Below are 21,995 nucleotides of genomic sequence, written 5' to 3' on the forward strand. Positions count from 1 at the left end.
CGTCTGTATCCGGACTAACCAGGGCGTGTTTATCTTTCATATTGGCCTCTGTTAAGAACTAAAAAACCCTCAATCAAGGCGCGAGCAACGCCGTTTAGCCATCCAAATAAGTTGGGAGCAACGCGGAGTGAGGGGTTTTTAGCCTCAACCCTTCTGGCCGGGCAAAAAAATGGCCTCCAGCCGAGCGTCAATATGAAAGATAAACACGCCCTAGAGTTAATTTGTTAATTAAATGTATAAAATCATAATATGAAAACGTTTTCAATTGATCTGTCCTCTGCGTATGATTGACCCAACAGCGTGAATAATCACTTAAGCAACCATGTCTGATCTGAAATCTGTACTGAGCTTGAAGGAAAAACTCGGCTATGCCATGGGGGACGTGGCGTCCAACTTCTACTGGCGCGTGTTCGACGTGTTTCTGTTTATCTTCTATACGGACGTGTTTGGTCTGCCGGCAGCGGCAGTGGGCACCATGATGCTGGTAACCCGGGTGATTGACGCGATTTCCGACCCTTTGATGGGCGCGCTGGCGGATCGTACCCGCAGCCGTTTCGGCAAGTTCCGTCCTTATCTGCTGTGGGGCATATTGCCGCTGGCGGCGGCGGGCATACTGACCTTCACCGTGCCGGACCTGCAGGAGGACGGCAAGCTGCTGTGGGCCTACGGCACCTATATTTTTATGATGCTGGCCTATACCTTTATCAACGTGCCTTACGGCGCACTGCTGGGCGTCATTACAGCCGACAGCCAGCAGCGCACCACCCTCACCAGTTTTCGTTTTATCGGCGCCTTCTCCGGCGGCACCCTGGTAGCCTGGCTGACCCCGGAGCTGGTGAGCTGGCTGGGTCAGGGGGATGAGGCCCTGGGCTGGCAACTGACCATGACCCTGTACGGGCTGGTGGCGCTTATCCTGTTCAGCATTACCTTTGCCACGACCCGGGAGCGCATTCAGCCACCAGCAGGCCAGCGCACCCCCATCTGGCAGGATGTCAGGGATCTGTGGGCCAACAAGCCCTGGCTGGTGCTGTTTGTGCTGGCCATGACCATCATGGTCACTATCAGTCTGCGTGCCAGTGCCGGCACCTTCTACTTCAAATACTATGTGGGCCGGGAAGACTTAATCGGCCTGTTTACCGGCGTCTATATGGTGTCGCTGGCCCTGGGCGCCGCCCTGACCCCGCTGATGACCCGCTATCTCGACAAGCGGGCATTGTTGCTGGTACTGATGAGCCTGGTGGCGGTGCTCTCGGCCCTGTTCTTTTTACTGGATCCGACTCAGGTCACCCTGATGTTTATCTTGCAGTTCGCCATCGGCCTGGCCCTGGGACCTAAATCCCCCCTGGTGTTTTCCATGTATGCGGATACGGCCGACTATTCCCAGTGGCGTACCGGCCGGCGGGCTACCGCGATGATTTTCGCAGCCGCCACCTTCTCCCAGAAACTCGGCGGCGCCCTGGCCGGCGCCACCATCGGTTGGATGCTCGGAGCCCTGGGCTACGCAGCTAATGTGGTTCAGTCCAGCCAGTCCAGTCTGGCCATCCAGTTGCTGATGACCCTGATCCCGGCAGGTTTCGCTCTGCTATCGGTACTGGTGGTGCGTCACTACAGCCTCACCGGCACCCAGCTTGCTGAGATCCATGCCGAGCTGCAACTGGAAGACCCCGCCCGGAGCACCCCATGATCGCATACAATGACCAGGGCCATTGTTTCCTGCACAGCCCCACCGCCATGCCTCTGGCCGGCGGCTTCTTATGGAATGCCCATATGCTGGTGCAGATGAACTGCAGAGGCTATGCCGTGGCTCAGTTCATGCAGCCTGAACCGGCCAAATATGCCGGCGGGCCGATGCTTGAGGCCAAAACCTTCATGCAGCCGGAACAGCCCTATTATGCCCATCATCCGGGGCGATTTTTCTACGTAAAAGACGAGCACAGCGGGGCATTCTTCTCCGCACCCTATGAACCTGTCAGGGCGCCACTGGCCAGCTTCCGCTTTGTTCACCAGCCCCATTGCATCGGCTGGCAGATCCGCGCCCATGGCATAGAGCTGCAGATGGAGCTGACCCTGGCCGATGACCGGGCTGCTGAGCTGTGGACGGTAACGGTGACCAACCTGCAAGAGCAGGAGCGCCATCTGAGTCTGTATCCCTATTTCCCGGTGGGTTACCGCTCGTGGATGAATCAGTCGGGCTATTTTGATGCGTCCAATCAGGCGCTGGTCTGCCGCAGTGTCACGCCGTACCAGAAAGTGCAGGACTACTTCAACCACCGCCACCTGCGGGACTGGACCTGCCTGTTGGCCGACACACCGCCACAGGCCTGGGAAGCCCGGCAGCAGGTGTTTGAAGGAGAAGGCGGGCTCCATGCCCCCAGTGCCTTGCAGCAACAACTGCTGGACAACGGAGAGGCCAACTACGAAGTACCGGCCGCCATTCTGCAATACCGCCTGACCCTGAAAAGCGGACAGAACCGCCGCTGGCGCTTTGTATTTGCCCCGGTCCGGGACGACGCAGAGCTGGCGGCGTTGCGCGACCATTTTTTCGGCAGCGGGGGAGCGGGTTTCGATCGGGCGGCCAGTGCCTATCGCGACTATATCCAAAACGGCCGGGGCTGTGGGGAGATCCACAGTCCGGATGAGGACTTCGATAAGTTTGTCAATCACTGGCTGGTGCGTCAGCTTTACTATCACGGCGATGTAAACCGCCTGACCACCGACCCGCAGACCCGCAACTATTTACAGGACGGCATGGGCATGGCGTACCTGCAGCCGTCACGCACCCGCCAGGTCATTGTTACCGCCCTTCGCCAGCAAAAACGCAGCGGGGAAATGCCGGACGGTGTCCTGCTGAATGAACAGGCCGAACTGAAATATATCAATCAGGTGCCCCATGCGGATCACTGCGTGTGGCTGCCCATCTGCCTGCAGGCCTATCTTGATGAAACAGATGACTATGCCCTGCTGGAGGAATGCCTTGGCTTTGCCGACAGCAATGAGCAACTGCCGGTGGCTACCCATCTGCAACTGGCCATGCAGTGGCTGCTGCAAGCCCGGGATGACCGGGGCCTGAGCCTGATTCGCCAGGGCGACTGGTGCGATCCCATGAACATGGTGGGCTATCAGGGTAAAGGAGTCTCGGCGTGGCTGACCCTGGCCAGCGCCTATGCCTTCGCTTTATGGGCGCAGATCTGTGCCGCCGGTGGCCGCAACCAGCAGAGCCAATACTGGCAGGAGCAGGCTGGACAGCTTAACCAACTGGCCAATCACTGGTTCTGGGCCGATGAATGGTACGCCAGGGGGATCACCGACGGGGGGCGCTTGTTCGGCACGGCCAGAGACAACGAGGGGCAAATCTACCTGAATCCGCAAAGCTGGGCCATGTTGTGCGGCGCGGCCGATCCCAAGCGTCAGTCCAGTATGCTGGCGGCCATCGAGGACAAACTGATGACGCCCTTCGGCCCGATGATGCTGGCGCCCGCCTACACCTCCATGGTGGAGGATATCGGTCGTCTTACCCAGAAATTTCCCGGTACCGCCGAAAACGGCTCGGTGTACAACCATGCGGCCATGTTCTTTGTTTACGCCCTGTACCATCAGGGGCTGGGGGAAAGGGCCTTCACCCTGCTCAAAGCAATGGTGCCGGGACTGGACGACTGGCAGCAGCGGGGCCAGTTGCCGGTGTTTATTCCCAATTACTACCGGGGCGCCTATCACCAGTTACCCCACCAGGCAAGCCGCTCCAGCCAGTTATTCAATACCGGCACCGCCGGTTGGTACTACCGCTGCGTGATCGAGGGACTGCTGGGGCTGAAAGGCTGCAGCCAGGGGCTGCAGGTAAGTCCGCAACTGCCGGAACACTGGCCTGGAGTGCGGGCGGTACGACGCTTTCGGGGCGCGGAGCTTGAGGTGGAAATGCGCAAAGAGGCCCTTCTAAACCAGCAGCTTTACCTCGACGGAGTCCGGCTGGAGGGGGACTGTGTCGGCCATCTGGAGTCCGGCCGACGCTACCGGCTTGTCGTGCTGCTGCCAATGGGGGAGGACCATGGCTGAAGCACCCAGATTGCTTGTTTTGATGGGAGTCAGCGGCAGCGGCAAGACTACCCTGGCCAGGCAGCTTGCCGGGGAGCTGGGCTTTGCCTTTATGGAAGCCGATGATTTTCATTCCGTACAGGCTAAAAACCAGATGGCCAGGGGCCAGCCCCTGGATGACGGATTACGCGAACCCTGGCTGACCGCCATGTGCAGCCATCTTCAGCAAAACCCCATTCCCACCGTGCTGGCGTATTCAGGCCTGCGCCGCCGCCATCGTCAGCGCTTTCGTGAAGTCGGCTTCGATACCCGGTTCATCTGGTTGCACGGCCAGTTTGACCTGATAAAACGGCGCCTGAAAAGCCGGGAAGGCCATTACATGCCCGCCAGCTTGCTGACCAGCCAGTTCCGCGACCTGGAACTGCCGCAGGCAGAGCCGGATATCCTGATGCTGGATATCCAGCACCGACCGGCGCAGTTGCTGTCCCGCGCCCTTGCAGCCATATCAGTGCTGTGGCCGGTAAAGACGGAGAGGTCCTGAGCCGCCGACAAAATGTTAAGAATATGAAAATTAATCATTGAAAACGTTTTCAGTCCGGTTTACCGTTTTGCAAAACCGCCGTGGCTGTCACCGGATACCTTGTTGAAAAGGCTTACCATCACCCATGAAAATCGCTGTCGTTGATATTGTTATTATCCTGCTGTACCTGAGCGCCATTATCGGCATCGGCTTTTATCTCAAACGCCGGGCGGCGCAGAATCTGCAAGCCTACTATCAGGGCGGCAAGGCGCTGCCCTGGTATATGCTGGGCTTGTCCAACGCCTCCGGCATGTTCGATATTTCCGGCACCATGTGGCTGGTCACCCTGTGCTTCGTGTATGGCATGAAGAGTATCTGGATCCCCTGGCTGTGGCCCGTGTTCAACCAGATAGTGCTGATGGTGTACCTGTCCGTCTGGCTGCGCCGCTCCAATGTACTGACCGGCGCCGAATGGATCCGTACCCGCTTTGGCGACGGCACCGGCGGCAAACTCTCTCATATGATAGTGGTGGTCTTTGCGGTGATCGGCGTGCTGGGCTTTCTGGCCTACGGCTTTGTCGGAGTGGGCAAATTCATTGAGATATTCCTGCCTTGGGAGGTGATATCCCCTTACCTGCCTTTTTCACTCAGCGCCGAATATGTGCCGCACTTTTACGGCATTGTGTTCACGTCCATCGCCACCCTATACGTGATGTTGGGCGGCATGATGAGTATCGTCTGGGCCGATGTGCTGCAGTTTTCAATAATGACGGTGGCAGCGTTGGCTATCGGCATTATCGCCATGGTGCAGGTTTCCCCCGAGGCGCTTCAGGCCGCCACACCGGAGGGCTGGAGCAATCCCTTCTTCGGCTGGACCCTGGATTTGGACTGGACCGGCATTATCGATGAAGTAAACGACAAGATACTGTCTGACGGTTATTCCCTGTTCAGCATTTTCGTGATGATGATGCTGTTCAAGGGCATTCTTGTCAGCGCTGCTGGGCCGGCGCCCAATTACGATATGCAGAAGATCCTGGCCACTCGCAGCCCCCGCGAGGGCGCGCTGATGAGCGGTTTCGTATCGGTGGCGCTGATGCCCATCCGCTATTTTATGATTGCCGGCTTCACCGTACTGGCCGTGGTCTACTATGACAGGCTGGATCTGGTCAGCGGCGGACAACTGGATTTTGAGAATATCCTGCCCAGCGCCATCCTGGAATTTGCCCCTGTGGGGATCATGGGCCTGTTGCTGGCAGGACTTATCGCCGCCTTCATGTCGACCTTTGCCTCCACGGTCAACGCCGCCCCTGCCTATCTGGTCAACGATATCTATCTGCGTTACCTGAATCCGGACGCCAGCAACAAGACCCTGATCCGGGCCAGCTACCTGTGCTCGGTGGCCGTGGTGGTGATCAGCACCTTTATCGGGCTGTATGTCCAGAGTATCAACAGCGTGCTGCAATGGCTGGTGTCGGGCCTTTGGGGGGGGTACGTGGTTTCCAACGTACTCAAATGGTACTGGTGGCGCCTCAACGGCCTGGGTTATTTCTGGGGCATGCTGGCCGGCATCGTCTGCGCGCTGCTGCTGCCTCCCCTTTATCGCCATCTATTCCCGGCCATGGCTTCGGACATCGTGCCCCTGTATGTGTTTCCGGCCATTCTGCTGCTTTCAGCCCTGGCCTGCATCGGCACCAGCCTGCTGACCCCGCCTGATGACCGACAACTGCTCAAGTCCTTTTACCGCCAGGTCAATCCCTGGGGTTTCTGGGGTCCCATAAGGCGCGAGGTACAGGCCGATCACCCGGATTTCACCGCTAATCAGAATTTCCGCCGCGACATGTTCAACATTCTGGTGGGCATAGTCACCCAGACCTCCTTGGTGGCGCTTCCCATCTTTATCGTCATCCAGGAATGGCAGTCAGGACTGACCTGCCTGCTGGTGCTGGTGATCAGCGCCCTGGTACTGAAGAAATCCTGGTACGACAGGCTGAGCGATTAACGCCCGCGCCAGGCGCCGGGCATCCCGAACGAAGCATACAGAAGACAAACCATGACTGAACAACAATACGGTTATTTCGATGACCAGCACAAAGAATACGTGATCACCAGTCCCTTTACGCCCACGCCATGGATTAACTATCTGGGTAATGACGGTTTCTACGGGCTGATTTCCAATACGGCGGGCGGCTATTGCTTTTACCGGGATCCCAAATTTCGACGCCTGCTGCGTTACCGGTACAACAATGTGCCGGCGGATCAGGGTGGCCGCTACTTCTATCTCAAATCCGCTGACACTGTCTGGTCGGCAGCCGGCCGGCCGGTGCAAACCGAACTGGATCACTATGAATGCCGCCACGGCCTGGGCTACAGCCGTTTTATCGCTAAGAAGGCACAGATACGCAGCGAATTGACCTGTTTCGTGCCCCTGGGCCAGACCGCCGAAGTTTACCGCCTGGAGCTGACCAACCTGGATGCGGTGTCCAGGCAGGTATCTCTGTTCTCCCTGCTGGAATGGTGCCTGTGGAATGCCGAAGACGATGGCGCCAACTTTCAGCGCAACCTGTCCACCGGCGAGGTGGAAGTGGACGGCAACGTAATCTATCACAAGACCGAGTACCGGGAGCGACGCAACCATTACGCCTTCTACGGGGTCAACCACCCCATCCGGGGCTTCGATACGGACCGTGACAGTTTTCTCGGCCCCTACCGTGGCTTTGACCGGCCTCTGGCGGTGGAGCGGGGTCAGGCGGGCAACAGCCTGGCCCATGGCTGGTCACCTGTGGCCTCACACCATATCGACCTGCAGCTGCAAGCAGGGCAAAGCCAGACGCTGGTCTTTGTGCTGGGCTACGTTGAGTTACCGAATGATCAGAAATGGGCGGCCCCGGGGGTGATTAACAAGGCTCCGGCCAAAGATCTGCTGACCCGCTATGACAGCGCCCAAAAATGCCAGGCGGAACTGGACCGGCTGCAGCAGTACTGGCTGAGCCAGTTAAACAAATTCCAGATTGAAACCCCCGATAAGCGTTTCGACCGCTCCTTGAACATCTGGAACCAGTACCAGAATATGGTGACCTTCAACCTGTCGCGCAGCGCCTCTTTTTATGAGTCCGGCATCGGTCGTGGCATGGGTTTCCGCGATTCCAACCAGGACACCATCGGCTTTGCCCATATGGTCCCGGACAAGGTACGGGAGCGGATCCTGGATCTGTCCGCCACCCAGAAAAAAGACGGTTCGGCCTATCACCAGTACCAACCCCTGACCAAGAAGGGCAACGCCAATATCGGCGGCAATTTTAACGACGATCCCATGTGGATGGTGTTGTCTACCGTCAACTACATCAAGGAAAGCGGCGATTTCAGCATCCTTGAGGCCAGGGTGGGATTTGATGACGAGCCAGGGGACTTTACCCATTTCGAGCACCTCAAACGGGCTTTCGAACACGTGGTCAACCACCTGGGCCCCCATGGCCTGCCACTGATTGGGCGGGCCGACTGGAACGACTGCCTGAACCTCAACTGCTTCTCCGAGGATCCCAACGAGTCCTATCAGACCACCCAGCGCGGCGCCTCGGATGTAGCCGAATCCCTGATGATTGCCGGCCAGTTTGTACTCTATGGCAACGAATTTGTCGCCCTGTGCCGCCACACCGGCCGGACTGAACTGGCGGCCTGGGCCCAGCAGCAGGTGGACAACATGGTGGAGGCAGTGAACCAACACGGCTGGGACGGCCAGTGGTTCCTGCGCGCTTTTGATGCCAGAGGCCGCAAGATAGGCAGTGCCGAAAACGATGAGGGTAAGATCTTTATCGAATCCCAGGGTTTCTGCGTCATGGCCGGCATCGGCCTGGGCGACGGCCGTGCCCGTCAGGCACTGGATGCGGTCAGCGAACGACTGGCCTGCGAGCACGGCATTATGCTGCAACAGCCGGCATTCAGCGGTTACGACAAGTACCTGGGCGAAATCAGTTCTTATCCACCCGGCTACAAGGAAAACGCCGGCATCTTCTGCCATAACAATCCCTGGATAATCATTGGCGAAAGCATGCTGGGTCGTGGCGATCAGGCCTATGAGTATTTCGCCCGCATCAGTCCGGCCTTTCTGCAGGAAAAGCAAAGACTTCACAAGACAGAACCTTATGTGTACAGCCAGATGATCGCCGGACGGGATGCGGCTACCCCCGGCCAGGCCAAGAATTCCTGGCTGACCGGCACCGCTGCCTGGTGTTTCTACACCGCCAGTCAGTATCTGGCCGGGATCCGTCCCGACTATGAAGGATTGCGTATCGATCCCTGTATTCCAGCCCGGTGGCCGGGCTTCAAAGCGCAACGGACTTTCCGTCAGGCACTTTATGAGATAGAGGTGCGAAACCCGCAGGGACTGAGCAAGGGCAGGGTGGAACTGGAGGTGGACGGAGAGGCCATTGAGGGTAACCTGATCCCTTATGCACGCTTTGGCGGCCGACACCGTATTGTCGCCACCTTGAGGACTGCGGACTAAGCAGCCCTGTCAGCAGGTCGGGTCAATCAGACGACCCGGCCAGCACAAAGCTTTCAAATACGCCCGCATCCAGCCAGCCACGGTTTCTGTCCCCTTCCACCGGCAGGATATCCGCTGAGCCGACAAAATGCTCCCGCTCAGGACTGCCGTCGTTGTCACAATAGGCCAGCATAAAGCCGATTTTTCTGCCCGCCTGCAACGCCAACGGCGGGTTGGCCCGGCCGTCCTTGTAGGCATCATCAAAGAGGCGGATAGCCACTTCCCAGACCATCACATGGGGAGCGTCGGCACTGCGTTGCCAGCGGCTGCGCAGGTGGTCGTTGTACAGGGCGGGCCGACCGTCCTCGGCCAGGTCCACGGCCTGATTGTCCAGTGCGATATGGTAGGCAAAGGCACTGTGGTTGTATTGGTGTTCACCCCCCGATGCATCACTGTCGATAAAAATCTCCAGGGCATCGTCGTTCCAGTACTGGATCAGGGGATCAGGATGGTGGTCAAACAACACATCGTCAGTGATCTCAGCCTGCAGATACAGGTGGTCCTCGTCCCACAACAATTTGAAGCGGCCTGAAAAATCCTCTTGGGCCGGCATGCTGCCGGTGATCAGATGGGACAGGGGCCGCCAGTCGGCCTGCTGCCAGGCCGGATCCTCACCCACACCGTCAATCACCGGTGCCAGGCCGCTGTGCTGGACCGGATTGGCGGCCAGAGCGCAGGCCGGTATCATCAACAGCGCCCAAAGGCCGGATCGATTCATTCGGATTCTCCCTGCAGGGGAACGGGGCCGGTACTTTGCCGGACTATCAGTTCAAAGGGCAATTCAACATAGTTGTTTTTCGGTTGCCGGCCGTTCAGTTGTTCCAGCAACAACTGCATGGCGGCCCGGCCAATGTCTTCCAGCGGCTGATGGATAGTGGTCAGAGCCGGACGCATCAGGGCCGCATAGCGGATATCGTCGAAGCCCATCACAGAAATATCCTGGGGAATGGCAAACCCATACTGGTGCAGCACGTTCAGGGCGCCAATGGCCATGTCATCGTTAAAGCAGAACACTGCCGTCGGCCTTTGGCGCAATTTGAGCAGTTTTTCCATCGCCGCCATGCCCGAGTCGGTGCTGTAATCACCGGCCACTATCCACTGTGGATCCACCTGCAGACCGGCCTCATCCATGGCCTGGTGATAACCGTCAAGGCGCTCCTGGTTGCTGGGTGCATCGGACGCTCCCAGCACCGCGGCAATGCGGCGGTGACCCAGACTGAGCAGGTACTCAGTGGCCGCCCGGGCCCCCGCGGTATTATTGACCGATACCCTGCACAGTCCTTCCACCGGGATGGTCTCGTTGCCGCTGACCAAAGGGGGTAACTGCTTGAGCAGGGGTTGGTCGGGATCCACATCGAAAGGCAGGCGGGGAGTAAACAACAGGATGCCATCGGCCTGCCCCGAATTGACCATGTCCGCATAATGTCGTTCGCGTTCGATGAGGCCCTGGGTATCGCCCAGCAGCACGGAATAACCGTGCTTCTGCGCTTCGCTTTCGATGGCGCGAATAATGCCGGCATTGACCTGATGGGTAATATCCGGCATCACCACAACGATATTACCGCTTTGCCGGGTACGCAGGCTGGAGCCGAAACGGTTGGGCCGGTAGCCCGACTCCTTGACCGCTTTCATGACTTTTTTGCGGGTGTCTTTATTGACCAGTTCCGGATTACGCAGGGTGCGCGATACCGTGGCGGGTGACACGCCCGAAAGCGCCGCGATATCCTTTATCCCCATTTTGCGCACCGATGTTCGCCTTTTTCAGTTGCTTGTTCTGTGCCCAGTCTAACGGCGGACGCACAAGATGCAAACGTTTTCATACAGAGGGCAGACTGGTCGAACTAGCTCAGCCGGTGGCAGCCTGGCCATTCTCCTTGTGCTCTTTTGCTTGCCGGTATTCTTTAGGTGTCTGGGCGAAGTGCCGCTTGAACACCGCATACATGTATTGCAGCGACGGGTAACCACAAATGCCGGCTATGTCCGCCGGGCTGATCTGGGTCTCGGTGAGCATTTTGCAAGCCCTTGCCAGCTTCTGATTATGCAATTCCGTATGGATGGAGTGCCCCCGCTCACAGCGAAAACGCTGTTCCAGGTTGGAACGTGAGATGCCGACAAAATCGGTGACCTGTTCAACCTTGACGCCGCGGGTGGCATTCTGGCGTATGTAGTGCATGGCCTGAATCACATGAGGATCGCGCAACGCCTTGAAATCTGTGGACTGACGGGCTGCGACCCCGGCCGGTGGGATCAGTATGCGTTTATTGCCAATATCGATCTTGTTCAGTTGCTTATGCAGTAACTTGGCGGCCTGATAACCCATTTCGAAACAGCCCTGTGTCACCGAACTGAGGCTGATACGGCTGAGAAAACGGGCGATATCGTCATCGTCTATGCCGATGATGGCAATATTGTCCGGCACCGCGATGCCCGTGTGCTCGCAGGCCTGCAGCAGGTGCCTGGCCCTGGAGTCCGTCACTGCGATGATACCCACTGGCTTGGGCAGACTGTGGATCCAGTCGGCCAGCCGGTTCATGGCATATTGCCAGGTGTCCGGGCTGGTGCAATGTCCCTGGTAAATCTTACAGTCATAACCATCCTGAGCAGTCAGTTGCGTTACCGCCTTCTCCCGCTCCCTTGCCCAGCGATGGTGCTGGTCGTGGGGGACGCTGTAAAAGGCAAAACGCTCCAGCCCCTTTTGCTTGAGATGCTCATAAGCCGCCTGTACCAGTGCCAGGTTGTCTGTGGCCACATAGGGAACAGGGGGATAATCCTCCGGATTGCCGTAGGAACCGCCCACCCCGACCACGGGTTTATCTGAACCGGCCAGGGCCTGCTGGATATCCACATCGTCAAAGTCGGCAATGACGCCGTCACCGCCCCATTCATGGATGTGTTCCAGGCGACAAAGAAAATCCTCTTCCAGATAGACATCCCAATCCACCCGGGAAGACTGCAGGTAGTGCCCTATGCCTTCTATGACCTGTCGGTCATAGACTTTATTGGCATTGAACAACAGACTGATGCTGTGCCTGGACTTGAACATGGTTTCACCTGGCTGGTTTTGTAACCAAATATTAACATTTGAGTCCAAGCATAGATTGACAAGGCAGCGCCGGTAAACAAAAAACATAATTCAAAACTGAATTAAGTTTTTTCGTAACCCCTCTGGGAACTACTACCAATCGGATTAATCAGTTGCGTCACGCCGATGGCCAGTACGGCCACAAACATTAGACTGGCAAAAGGCACGGCGGTGCCGCTGTGGCTGGCGGCCAGAATGGGCCCCACCAGCGCCCCGCTGCCAAATCGGAGGGTGCCGATCACTGCAGTCGCCGTGCCCGAGTGATGGGGGAAGGCGATAAGGATCAGGGCATCCGCATTGACAGCCATTAATCCCAGGGAGGCCATCAGCGGCATAATACACAATAAGGTGGCGTACAGGCCCAGTTCCATCAGATTGACCAGCAGCAGGGAACCGGCAGCCACCAGCCCCACCAGCAGGCTCAGGTGCAACATGCGCCGGGAGCCTAACCTGACCACCACCCGGCTGTTGAGCAGGTTACCGGCCATCAGCGACAGAACGTTGGCGGCGAACAACAGGCCAAAGAGCTTTTCAGAAACGCCAAAATGTTCCATATACACCACAGGTACGGCAGTCAGGTAACCGAAAAAGGCAAAAGAAGCAAACATGGAGATGGCGATAAAGGGCTGCGCCGTCCTGTTGCCCAGGACTTCCACATAGCTGGCAAAAAACAGTCTGAACCAGGACCCGCTGCGCTCGCGGGTGGCGATTTCCGGCAGCCAGTGAAAGGCCGGCAGCCACAGCAGCAAGGCGTAGATGGCCAGGGCGGCAAAAATCGCCCACCAGTCGAACCAGTGCATCACCAGACTGCCCAGACTCGGCGCCAACAGGGGTGCAATCATCATGATCAGGGACACATAAGACATGCCTTTGGCCGTATGCTCGCCATACAGGTGACGGACGATACCGGGCACCACCACCGCAGCCGCCCCGCCGGCCATGGCCTGCAGGGTGCGCAATATCCAGAACCAGGTCATATCCTTGACAAAACACAGAGCCACACTGACCAGCATGAAACCCGCCAGCCCCCAGAGGGCCAGGGGGCGGCGACCGACAATATCGGCCACCGGGCCGAAAATCAGCATCGACAGGGCGAAACCGGCCAGGTAGCTGCTCAAAGACACCTGAACGAGGGCGATATCCGTGTCCATGCTCACCGCAATAGCGGGAAAGGCAGGCAAATACATGTCGATGGCCAGCGGCGTGACGGCCGTGATGGACGCCAGCAGCAAAATCAGCCAGTTAAATGGGGTGGATGAGTTAGACGACATGAATTCTCCCTTATGACAATGCAGTCTACGGCAGACAAACCCATGCCACCAATGCATAATATGTATACAAGCTATGCGTTTTTATGATGATTAATGGATCTGAACCTGCTGCCCGCCCTGCAGGCGCTGTTGCGGGAGCGTCATGTGAGTCGTGCCGCCCAGTCGGTGCATCTGAGCCAGTCAGCCATGAGCCGGGTCCTGGCCAGGCTGCGCGAGCAGTTTGACGACGATCTGCTGGTAAGGGCAGGGGGTGACTACCAGCTCACACCCAAGGCCATACAGTTGCAGCGCCAGCTCAACGAATTGCTGCCCGCCCTGCAACAACTTGGTAATGCCCAGCAATTCGAGCCGGCTACGGCCAGCCAGAGCATCAGGATTGCCAGCACCGACATGGATGTACTGTTGCTGGCAGACAATATACGCCATATTCAGCGTCAGGCCCCCAACCTGCCCCTGTCCTTCCGCCAGCAGAGCCTGCAGTCCCTCGACGCGCTGCTGGCCGGTGAACTGGATTTCGTGATCATTCCGCTGGATGATAATCGCGCAGGTTTGCATCGCAGCCTGTTGAACACAGAAACCTTTGTGGCGGTGGTGGATGGGGACAGTGAGCTGAACGAGCAGAACCTGGACCTTGACACTTACCTGGCCCATAAGCACGGGGTATTTAATGTGGCCGACAACGTCGTGGCCCGGGTGGACTCGGCGCTGCAACGGGCAGGCTGCAGCCGGGAGGTGACCTTGCGTCTGCCGACTTTCTCACAGATTCCGCCACTGCTCAAAGGCTCCCCCCTGATCTTTACCCTGCCGCGCAGCTTTGCCCTTTACCTGTCGGCCCTGCACAACATCAAGATCCTGCCATTGCCCTTCGACATCCCGGCCATGAAAGTCTATCTGTACTGGCACCACAGACTGCATCGCAGCCCCCTGCACCAGTGGCTACGGAAGCAACTTTCCAGGTCAAGCGCTAAAAAGATCACTTCAAAAGGAAGGTAGACAACGGCCGTATCCGGACGATACGGCCTGTTATACCCAGTCTGTTAATGATTTGGTCCACTCAGAGCACATCATTAGTAGACTTGGGATTATTTATGCTCCGGTCAGATTGTTCAGACGCCGGCGCAGTTGTGCATCAGTCTGCAGCCGTTGCACTATGGCATTGTATTCGTCGATAGAAAAACCTGCCCGGGAAACCGCGGCGACCATTTCCTGATGTGCCTGTTGCTGGATTTGCTGTGCCTCCTGGGTGTCTTCCGCCTGCTGATAAGGGCCGGAATACTTGCCGCTGATGGAACGCACTTCATCCATCGCGCTGGCGAGTTTCTCCAACTGAGCATCTGAGATGGCTTCCTGAGTCAGGGCCTGTTGAGGAGGCTGTTGGGGTGCCTGGGCCGCCGCCATGCCGGTGAACAGGGCCGCAAGCAGGGTAACACTGGCTAATAGAGGATTACGCATTGAGTTTTCTCCTTTAACTGATCGACCCGGGTGGATCGAATATTTTCCCATTGCTCCTGAAGCGAACCCCGTGCCAGTCTGCACAAAATATCTAACCTTATGTTTATTCAGGCTTTATCTTAGTTTTCCGGCCTGAATGAGGAAAGATCCCTCCAGGGAGTGTATACTTTTGTCTTAACAGGGAGGTTCGATATGACAAAATTAAACACCTCATTCAGACTTTCGTCCTTGCGTCGGTTGAGCCTCCAGTCGCTGCTACTGTTGTATCTTGTCCTGCCCATCCTCCTGGTCTGCGGGCTGGCCAGTTGGTTTGGTCTGTCCTTTGTCAAAGACATGGCCAACCAGAAACTGCGAAGTGATCTGGAGCTGGTGGGCAGAGCCATCAGTCTGCCGGTAAGCGAAGCCCTGTCGGCAGGGAATGTGTCGGCCCTGGCCAACCACCTCAAATCTGTATTCAGTATAGGGCGGGTCTATGGGGCCTCTGTGTTTGATGCCAGAGGCAAGCTGGTGGCCTTTTCCGGCGTCACTGAGACGGACCTGAGCAGCAGCCATATTGCCGAAAAAGTGGTACGCACCCGGGAGCAACAGGATGACTACCGTTCCGTGGAAGGGGAATCCGTCTACTCCTACGTTATGCCCATCAGCAATGAACAGGGCCAAGTGACAGGTTTGTTGCAGATCACCCGCCGGGCCAGCGATTTTGAAAAGTCATTTGCCAAACTGGAGAGGCTGGCGCTGGCCGGATGGGCCACCCTGGCGCTGGCCACAGTGGCTATCCTGATATTCGGTCATCATCACGCCATCGGTCGGCATGTGATCGATCTGGTCAACAGCATGCGTAATGTGGCGATGGGAGATCACAGACACCGGGCCAGCCTGACAGGCCCGGCGGAGATTCGCGAGATTGCCGGGGGCCTGAATCAGATGCTGGACAGCATCATCCAGGCTGAAATGGAGATTTCGCAGCGTCGGCGCCAGGAATACCAGCTCCAGTCCCAGTTGAAGGAAGAACAGAAAATGGCGGCCATCGGGCAGGTCGCCAGAGGTGTGGCCCATGAGTTGGGCGCCCCCCTGTCCGTCATCGACGGTCGCGCCCAGCGTTTAGCCAAGCGGCACCTGGATGAAGACAGCCAGCGGCAGCTAAACGCCGTAAGGGGTCAGGTAAAGCGACTGACGCTCATGGTGCAGCAATTGCTGGCATTCAGTCGCCACCAGCAGACCCAGGTTCAACGCTTCCTGTTGGCGGATCTCATCAGGCAGTCCCTGCAAAGTCTGGGTTATGAATACCAGGGGGAGGGACCGGCCATCGAAATCACTGAAGGAGGTCCCTCCCTGGAGTGTGAAGGGGACGTCCAGAGACTGGAACTGGCATTGGTCAATCTGTTGCGTAACGCAGTGCAGGCCGCCAACCGGCTTGTGAGAATAGACTGGATTCGGCAGGAAACCAAAGCGGTTATCAGGATCAGGGATGATGGCCCGGGCCTGCCCCCCGCCTCCGGCACTGGACATCTGACCAGCCCTTTTTTTACCACTAAACCTCAGGGGCAGGGTACAGGCCTGGGTCTGACCATCGCCGAGCAGGTCATACATGATCACGACGGCAGCCTGCTGCTGGAAAACCAGTCTCAGGGTGGCTGTCTGGTCACTGTTACTTTACCCCTCGTCAGCGCACCGGATGGGAGCTCCAGGCATGGCTAAAAATATCAGGATCATGGTCGTCGAAGATGACCCCGGCCTGCGCGAGTTACTGCAGGAAGAGTTGGAAAGTCATGGTTACCGGGTTTGTGCCTTCGAAACAGGGGAAGAGGCACTGAACAAAGGGGAATCCCAGTTACCTGACCTGATCATCAGTGACATCCGGCTGCCAGGGATCAGCGGGATGCACCTGCTGTCGGCCGTTAAGTCCTGGCAGCCGGCCCCTGCCGTCTTACTGATTACTGCCTTCGGCACCGTCAGTGAAGCAGTCAAAGCCCTCAAGCAGGGTGCCGATGATTTTCTCACCAAGCCTCTGGATCTGGATCACCTGATGCTCAGCGTCGAACGTCAGTTGAACCACCGCGCCCTGTATAAAGAAGTCAGCCAGTATCGCCAACAGCAGCAAGGCGATAATCTGGGACTGGTGGGCCGCAGCCGGGCAATGCGTCAGCTCTACCGGCAGATAGAGCAAATTGCCCCTGCGGATGGCAGCGTTCTGATCCTGGGTGAAAGCGGCACGGGCAAGGAGCTGGTCGCCCGGGCACTGCAGCAGCAAAGTGCCCGTCACGCCGCTCCGTTCCTGGCGGTCAACTGCGCAGGCATTCCGGCCGAACTGATGGAGAGCGAGTTCTTCGGTCATGCCGCCGGCGCTTTTACCGGGGCTAAGCTGGCCAGGGCCGGTCTGCTCAAGGAGGCAAACAAAGGGACCTTGTTGCTGGATGAAATCGGCGAAATGCCCATGCCGTTACAGGCCAAGCTGCTCAGGGTGTTGCAAGAGGGAACACTGCGTGCAGTGGGTAGCGACAAGGAAGAACGGGTAGATGTGCGGATCCTGGCCGCAACCCACCAGGATCTGGAAGCCAGGGTTAAAACAGGGCAGTTTCGTGCCGATTTGTTCTACCGGCTGGAAACCTTCACCCTCAGTGTCCCGCCTTTACGCCAGCGGGGGGAGGATCTGGAACTGCTGGCGGAACATTTCATCACCCAACTCAGGCAAAGCCAGCCAAAAGGGGTGACGGGTATCGAACCGGCTGCCATAGACTGCCTTTACCGTTATGCCTTTCCGGGCAATGTCCGTGAACTGCAAAATGCCATCGAACGGGCCTATACCTTCTGCCAGGACAGCCATATCAGTGTGGCCGATCTGCCTGAACGGATCCGGTTCGCCAAAACGGAAGATCAGGCGGCTTCAGGACCGCGGGGCGACTGGCCCACCCTGCAGCAACTCCAGCAGGACTACATTCACCAGGTACTGAACCATACAGAAGGTAACAAACAGCGGGCCGCGCAAATTCTGGGTGTTACCCGGCGTACCCTGTACCGCTGGCTGGACGACGGGGCCGCACAGTCTTAACTGTCCGGGGCCATCAGACTCTGCTTATAGAGCGCCAGCGCCTGCTGATTGTCCTGCTTGGCCTCCTTGATTGCGGCCAAAGCCAGCAGGTCGTCCTGATCGTGACGCAGGGTAATGGCCTTGGTCAGGGCTTTTTCCGCCAGCACCAGATCCCCTGCCTGCTGGCTGAGATGGCCCAGGGCTGACAGCAACTCGGCGTTGTTTTCGTCTTTTTTAAGCCAGCCTTCCAACAAACGGATAGCGGCAACCGGATTGGGCGACTTCAACTGCTTCATCAGCGGCAGTAACAGGGGATGGGGTCCCTGCTTCTGACCTTCCACCAGCACCTGTTCGGCGTCCGAGGCCATGCCCTGCATCATCAGTTGCTCGGCGTAAGCCGCCTGATGGGCCGGATCCTGACGCTTGGATCGTGGCAGTCCCTGCCAGTTGGTTTTGAGTTGATTGGCGCCCTCTTTGCTGGCAATTTCGGCAAATACCCCCTGGGCGGCCTGACGCATCCAGAAGTCGTATTTCTCCAGGCCCAGGGTTTTCTTCCAACCGCGCAATTTGTCCTGCAGTTCCTGCCAACGTCCCTGCTGAGCCAGTGCCTTGGCCCATAGCTGAGCAACACGGGGATGTTGCTGGTGCTTTTCTGACAAGCCTTCGAGCAGCGACAATGCCTTGTGCGCCTGTTGATGCTGGATTTCCAGTTTGACCAGATGCAGCTTGGCCGCCAGTTCGCTGGCCGGGTATTCGGATGCCTTTAACCACAGATCCCGGGCTTTATCCCACTGCTTGCGCTTGGCCGCAGCCTGGGCAGAGGCCAGCAAATCCAGGCCGCTGAAGGCCGCACTGTCGACCTTGCTCAGTTGCTTCTCGGCTTCCTGGTAGTTCGCTTCTTCCAGCGCCACCAGGCCTCTGGTAAAGGCTTTCTGACGACGACGTTCAGAGAATCCCCCCAGCCAGTCGCGGGAACCGGTGACCAGGGTCAGTACCCGTTTAACCAGCCATTCCAGCAGCAGAAATGCCAGGATCGCCCCCAGCACAATCAACCCCAAAGAGATCAGACTCATTTCAATGGTCCACTGATTCAGGGCAATCAGTACGTATCCTTTCTGCCCAACCAGTAAGGGACCCAGCACCAGACCGGCCAACACTATTGCCAGTAGCAACAACAGCCTGATCATGGTTGTAACTCCTGCTGGCCGCGGGATAAGCGTCTTTGCAGCAGATCTTCCAGCGGCTGGGCGGATTGCAGTTGAGCCGGATAGTGCCTGCCAATATCCACCCTTTGCAGCTCCTGCAGACTGCCGGCAAAACCGGCTACCCGGCTGTCATTACCGGCAAAATACTTATCCAGCAGGTCGCCGGCTTCTTTGAGAGGACCGGGATACAGAGCCGGTTGCTCCTGCAGCACCGCCTGCTGGGCCTGCAACAAATAGTGACGAAGCTGCTCCCTGACCAGCCATTGTTGCTTGTCGCTGAGCAGGGGCTTGGTTTCTTCCGTGCGCCGGCGCACCGTAATGAAGTCCTCCACCAGTGACTGCCAGGTGCGTTTGAGGTTGGTCCGCCAGTCGCTGACAGAGTCGGTTAAGGGTTCGGCACCGGGTCCCTCGTCCACCGGCTCCGGCAGCACCACCATATCCAGTGGCAAATTGTCGACTTGGTGAGTCAACGCCCCCAGTTCCAGTGCTATACGGGTCAGGGGTTCCCGATCCAATTGCCGCAGGGTCTGGATATCGTCGGCCAGCATCTGCCGGATAGTCAGCAGGCTGGGGTCGGTCATATCGGCCAGCCTGGCATCGGCGGACTCCAGCATCAGGATGGCAGTATCCAAATCCCGCTCCAACCAAAGCTTGCGTCCGGCCATACGCACCAGATAGTCGGCCTCGGCCAGCAACCAGTCGTCGGGACGACGCCCAGAGACCTGGTTCAGGCCTTCCTGATTGGACTTGGCCAGGGCCTTATTGGCCGTCACCATCGCCTGGAGTTCGCTTAGCTGCTGGGACAGGGGAGCATTCATCTGTTCCCACTGCCGACGCTGATCAGCCAACTGGCTGGCCATTTCTTCACGTAGCCTTTCTTGCTGCTGACGTAGCCGGGTCTGAGTTTCTGCAAGCAGTTCCTGCTCCCGCTGTTCTGCCTGGCTTAGCTGAATCCAACCCCAATAACCTGCCCCGGCCAGGGCGGCCAGCATCAGCAAATTCAGCAATACCAGGGGCCAAATTCTCCCTGACCCGGACGCTGCCGCGCCGGCCTCCGGTGAGTGAGTTACTGGCTCTGGTACGTCAGGGGATTGGTTGGCTTCGGCCATCGACTTTTGCTCCATAAATTGTCTGGCGGTTTCAATCAATGCCGCATCGCTGGCATTCCTGCTCACCATAATCTGTTTGATGCCCCGGCTTCTTGCCATCCCGGCCAGCCTGTCGCTGACCAGGATCCACGGCGTGCTGACAAGCCAGTCTTTGTCCAATGCATCAAATGCAGCATCTACCAATGCTGCGCTGGTGGCAATAATGCATTGAATGTCCGTGGTTTGCCAAGCCTCTGTCGGCGGCGCATCCGGCACCGGCTGGCGACGGTACAGGCAGGCCTCCTGCACCTTGGCGCCCCTGTCGGCCAGTGTCTGGCTGAGAAGCTCTCTGCCCCCCTCACCCTTAACCAGCAGTACAGGCTGACCATTGACAAGTTTCAGTTCAGCCAAATCCAGCAGCCCCTCGGAATCCTGACGCTCAGGGTACTGTACCTGGAGACCGACGGCCTGAAGCTTTTCGGCACTGGCGGCCCCCACGGCAAAGTAACTGAGTTGCGCCGGCCAGTCCCGCCCCTGCATAGCCTGAATAGCCAGTTCAACCGCCGGGGTGCTGACAAAAATCAGCTTGCTCTGTCCCTGTAGCTCGTCGAGCTGTTGGGGAAATCTGGCCATCGCTGCTGAATCCGGCTCAATGGCAATCAGTGGCAGTCCCACAGTGGACAAACCAGCCTGACTCAGCGCCTCGGTGCTGGCTTCACACTTGCCGGCCGGACGCAGCAGCAGAAACTCAGCCATGCTGGTACAACTCGTCCAGAATCTGGCCGGCCCCCCGACTCAGCAGATCCCGGGCCAGGGATTCGCCGAGCATCTCGGCTTTTTGAATCGGTCCACGGACCTCGCCGCTGATAATTCTGGAACCGTCCGGCGCGCCCACCAGGCCCCGCAGCCAGATCTGGTCGTTTTCCAGCTCCGCATAGCTGCCAATGGGCACCTGGCAGCCCCCTTGCAGGGTGCGGTTCATGGCGCGCTCTGCCAGTACGCGAGCGGCAGTATGTGCGTGGTTCAGGGGGGCCAGCAGGGCCACCAGCTCCGCATCATCGTCGCGACACTCAATGCCCACAGCCCCTTGTCCGACGGCGGGAAGGGAATCCTCAGGATCGATGGCATGGCGGATCCTGTCCTCCATATGCAGGCGGATCAACCCGGCCGAGGCCAGGATAATAGCGTCGTATTCGCCTTTATCCAGCTTGGCCAGGCGGGTATTGACGTTGCCGCGCAGATCCCGAATCTGCAGGTCGGGGCGGCGGGCACTGAGCTGGCACTGGCGGCGCAGGCTTGAAGTGCCGACTACAGCGCCCTGAGGCAGATGGTCAAGATGGGCGTAGTGGTTGGAAACAAAGGCGTCAAACGGGTTTTCCCGCTCACAGATGGCATGCAGACCGAAGCCCTCAGGGAAATCCACCGGCACATCCTTCATTGAATGTACTGCGATATCGGCCCGCCCTTCCTGCATGGCGACTTCCAGTTCCTTGATAAACAGCCCCTTACCGCCAATTTTGGCCAGGGGAGTATCCAGGATCCTGTCTCCCTGGGTCGTCATGGGCACCAGCTCCACCGCCAGTCCCGGGTGCGCCTGTTGCAGTGCCTGTTGTACATATTCCGCCTGCCACATGGCCAGGGCACTTTTTCGGGTGGCGATACGGATCACTCGCGTTGTCATGGATAAGCCTTGTTTGGAAAGCGCCCCCGGGCGCTGGAGATAGCATGGCGGAATAATAACATCGCCGGGAGGGCATTGGCAGAGCGGCCTTGCCGGAAC

Annotated in this window: 16 protein-coding genes; 8 read left to right on the forward strand and 8 right to left on the reverse strand. The window is 58.0% G+C overall.

Annotated elements, in window-relative coordinates; translation table 11 throughout:
• The first annotated feature begins 322 nt into the window (after nucleotides 1–322).
• The 5 genes from J0A66_RS10500 (at nucleotide 323) to J0A66_RS10520 (ending at nucleotide 9,050) form a co-directional block, all read left to right on the forward strand.
• Nucleotides 323–1,684, forward strand: coding sequence for an MFS transporter (locus tag J0A66_RS10500; RefSeq protein ID WP_206573770.1), 1,362 nt, complete (start codon nucleotides 323–325; stop codon nucleotides 1,682–1,684).
• Nucleotides 1,681–4,050 (forward strand): GH36-type glycosyl hydrolase domain-containing protein, encoded by a 2,370-nt coding sequence (locus J0A66_RS10505; protein WP_206573771.1) that lies wholly within the window; start codon nucleotides 1,681–1,683, stop codon nucleotides 4,048–4,050. The genes J0A66_RS10500 and J0A66_RS10505 overlap by 4 nt, the downstream gene beginning before the upstream one ends.
• Nucleotides 4,043–4,570: a gluconokinase gene (locus J0A66_RS10510; protein WP_206573772.1), complete on the forward strand. Its 528-nt coding sequence runs from the start codon at nucleotides 4,043–4,045 to the stop codon at nucleotides 4,568–4,570. The genes J0A66_RS10505 and J0A66_RS10510 overlap by 8 nt, the downstream gene beginning before the upstream one ends.
• A gap of 124 nt (nucleotides 4,571–4,694) precedes the next feature.
• Nucleotides 4,695–6,548 (forward strand): sodium:solute symporter family protein, encoded by a 1,854-nt coding sequence (locus tag J0A66_RS10515; protein ID WP_206573773.1) that lies wholly within the window; start codon nucleotides 4,695–4,697, stop codon nucleotides 6,546–6,548.
• Between the two features lie 51 nt (nucleotides 6,549–6,599).
• Nucleotides 6,600–9,050 carry a glycoside hydrolase family 94 protein gene (locus tag J0A66_RS10520; RefSeq protein WP_206573774.1) on the forward strand — a complete coding sequence of 817 codons (2,451 nt, stop codon included), beginning with the start codon at nucleotides 6,600–6,602 and terminating at the stop codon, nucleotides 9,048–9,050.
• A 22-nt stretch (nucleotides 9,051–9,072) separates the two neighbouring features.
• Here J0A66_RS10520 and J0A66_RS10525 read toward each other — a convergent pair whose 3' ends face one another.
• From J0A66_RS10525 to J0A66_RS10540, 4 genes are all read right to left on the reverse strand, one after another.
• Complete coding sequence (locus tag J0A66_RS10525) at nucleotides 9,073–9,807, reverse strand: CBM9 family sugar-binding protein (RefSeq protein ID WP_206573775.1); 735 nt, start codon at nucleotides 9,805–9,807, stop codon at nucleotides 9,073–9,075.
• Entirely contained in the window at nucleotides 9,804–10,835 is a 1,032-nt protein-coding gene (locus tag J0A66_RS10530) for a substrate-binding domain-containing protein (protein WP_206573776.1), read from the reverse strand. Before J0A66_RS10530 ends, J0A66_RS10525 begins: the two co-directional genes overlap by 4 nt.
• Before the next feature lie 100 nt (nucleotides 10,836–10,935).
• Complete coding sequence (locus J0A66_RS10535; protein WP_206573777.1) at nucleotides 10,936–12,132, reverse strand: XylR family transcriptional regulator; 1,197 nt, start codon at nucleotides 12,130–12,132, stop codon at nucleotides 10,936–10,938.
• A gap of 101 nt (nucleotides 12,133–12,233) precedes the next feature.
• Nucleotides 12,234–13,442: a multidrug effflux MFS transporter gene (locus tag J0A66_RS10540; RefSeq protein WP_206573778.1), complete on the reverse strand. Its 1,209-nt coding sequence runs from the start codon at nucleotides 13,440–13,442 to the stop codon at nucleotides 12,234–12,236.
• A gap of 93 nt (nucleotides 13,443–13,535) precedes the next feature.
• Between J0A66_RS10540 and J0A66_RS10545 the strand changes: the two genes are divergently transcribed.
• Nucleotides 13,536–14,435, forward strand: coding sequence for a LysR family transcriptional regulator (locus J0A66_RS10545; RefSeq protein WP_206573779.1), 900 nt, complete (start codon nucleotides 13,536–13,538; stop codon nucleotides 14,433–14,435).
• 93 nt (nucleotides 14,436–14,528) lie between these two features.
• On the opposite strand, the gene J0A66_RS10550 is transcribed toward J0A66_RS10545, so the two are convergent.
• Nucleotides 14,529–14,894: a DUF4168 domain-containing protein gene (locus tag J0A66_RS10550; RefSeq protein ID WP_206573780.1), complete on the reverse strand. Its 366-nt coding sequence runs from the start codon at nucleotides 14,892–14,894 to the stop codon at nucleotides 14,529–14,531.
• 192 nt (nucleotides 14,895–15,086) lie between these two features.
• Here J0A66_RS10550 and J0A66_RS10555 point away from each other — a divergent pair, with 192 nt between their 5' ends.
• Complete coding sequence (locus tag J0A66_RS10555) at nucleotides 15,087–16,592, forward strand: ATP-binding protein (RefSeq protein WP_206573781.1); 1,506 nt, start codon at nucleotides 15,087–15,089, stop codon at nucleotides 16,590–16,592.
• The gene (locus J0A66_RS10560; RefSeq protein ID WP_206573782.1) at nucleotides 16,585–17,943 is read left to right on the forward strand and encodes a sigma-54-dependent transcriptional regulator; all 1,359 of its coding nucleotides are present in this window, start codon (nucleotides 16,585–16,587) and stop codon (nucleotides 17,941–17,943) included. The genes J0A66_RS10555 and J0A66_RS10560 overlap by 8 nt, the downstream gene beginning before the upstream one ends.
• On the opposite strand, the gene J0A66_RS10565 is transcribed toward J0A66_RS10560, so the two are convergent.
• The 3 genes from J0A66_RS10565 to hemC are packed head-to-tail and all read right to left on the reverse strand — an operon-like array spanning nucleotide 17,940 to nucleotide 21,896.
• Nucleotides 17,940–19,109, reverse strand: a complete 1,170-nt coding sequence (locus J0A66_RS10565; RefSeq protein ID WP_206573783.1) for a heme biosynthesis HemY N-terminal domain-containing protein — start codon at nucleotides 19,107–19,109, stop codon at nucleotides 17,940–17,942. The genes J0A66_RS10560 and J0A66_RS10565 overlap by 4 nt on opposite strands.
• Complete coding sequence (locus J0A66_RS10570; RefSeq protein ID WP_206573784.1) at nucleotides 19,106–20,971, reverse strand: uroporphyrinogen-III C-methyltransferase; 1,866 nt, start codon at nucleotides 20,969–20,971, stop codon at nucleotides 19,106–19,108. The genes J0A66_RS10565 and J0A66_RS10570 overlap by 4 nt, the downstream gene beginning before the upstream one ends.
• Complete coding sequence (gene hemC / locus J0A66_RS10575) at nucleotides 20,964–21,896, reverse strand: hydroxymethylbilane synthase (protein ID WP_206573785.1); 933 nt, start codon at nucleotides 21,894–21,896, stop codon at nucleotides 20,964–20,966. Before hemC ends, J0A66_RS10570 begins: the two co-directional genes overlap by 8 nt.
• Nucleotides 21,897–21,995: the final 99 nt, after the last annotated feature.

The sequence above is a fragment of the Bowmanella dokdonensis genome (assembly GCF_017254865.1).
Classification (GTDB): domain Bacteria; phylum Pseudomonadota; class Gammaproteobacteria; order Enterobacterales; family Alteromonadaceae; genus Bowmanella; species Bowmanella dokdonensis.

Coding starts and splice junctions, on each gene's coding strand:
- J0A66_RS10550 (WP_206573780.1), bottom strand. CDS start 14,894: ATGCGTAATCCTCTATTAGCCAGTGTTACCCTGCTTGCGGCCCTGTTC.
- J0A66_RS10500 (WP_206573770.1), top strand. CDS start 323: ATGTCTGATCTGAAATCTGTACTGAGCTTGAAGGAAAAACTCGGCTAT.
- J0A66_RS10570 (WP_206573784.1), bottom strand. CDS start 20,971: ATGGCTGAGTTTCTGCTGCTGCGTCCGGCCGGCAAGTGTGAAGCCAGC.
- J0A66_RS10565 (WP_206573783.1), bottom strand. CDS start 19,109: ATGATCAGGCTGTTGTTGCTACTGGCAATAGTGTTGGCCGGTCTGGTG.
- J0A66_RS10505 (WP_206573771.1), top strand. CDS start 1,681: ATGATCGCATACAATGACCAGGGCCATTGTTTCCTGCACAGCCCCACC.
- J0A66_RS10540 (WP_206573778.1), bottom strand. CDS start 13,442: ATGTCGTCTAACTCATCCACCCCATTTAACTGGCTGATTTTGCTGCTG.
- J0A66_RS10515 (WP_206573773.1), top strand. CDS start 4,695: ATGAAAATCGCTGTCGTTGATATTGTTATTATCCTGCTGTACCTGAGC.
- J0A66_RS10535 (WP_206573777.1), bottom strand. CDS start 12,132: ATGTTCAAGTCCAGGCACAGCATCAGTCTGTTGTTCAATGCCAATAAA.
- J0A66_RS10560 (WP_206573782.1), top strand. CDS start 16,585: ATGGCTAAAAATATCAGGATCATGGTCGTCGAAGATGACCCCGGCCTG.
- J0A66_RS10510 (WP_206573772.1), top strand. CDS start 4,043: ATGGCTGAAGCACCCAGATTGCTTGTTTTGATGGGAGTCAGCGGCAGC.
- J0A66_RS10555 (WP_206573781.1), top strand. CDS start 15,087: ATGACAAAATTAAACACCTCATTCAGACTTTCGTCCTTGCGTCGGTTG.
- J0A66_RS10545 (WP_206573779.1), top strand. CDS start 13,536: ATGGATCTGAACCTGCTGCCCGCCCTGCAGGCGCTGTTGCGGGAGCGT.
- J0A66_RS10525 (WP_206573775.1), bottom strand. CDS start 9,807: ATGAATCGATCCGGCCTTTGGGCGCTGTTGATGATACCGGCCTGCGCT.
- hemC (WP_206573785.1), bottom strand. CDS start 21,896: ATGACAACGCGAGTGATCCGTATCGCCACCCGAAAAAGTGCCCTGGCC.
- J0A66_RS10520 (WP_206573774.1), top strand. CDS start 6,600: ATGACTGAACAACAATACGGTTATTTCGATGACCAGCACAAAGAATAC.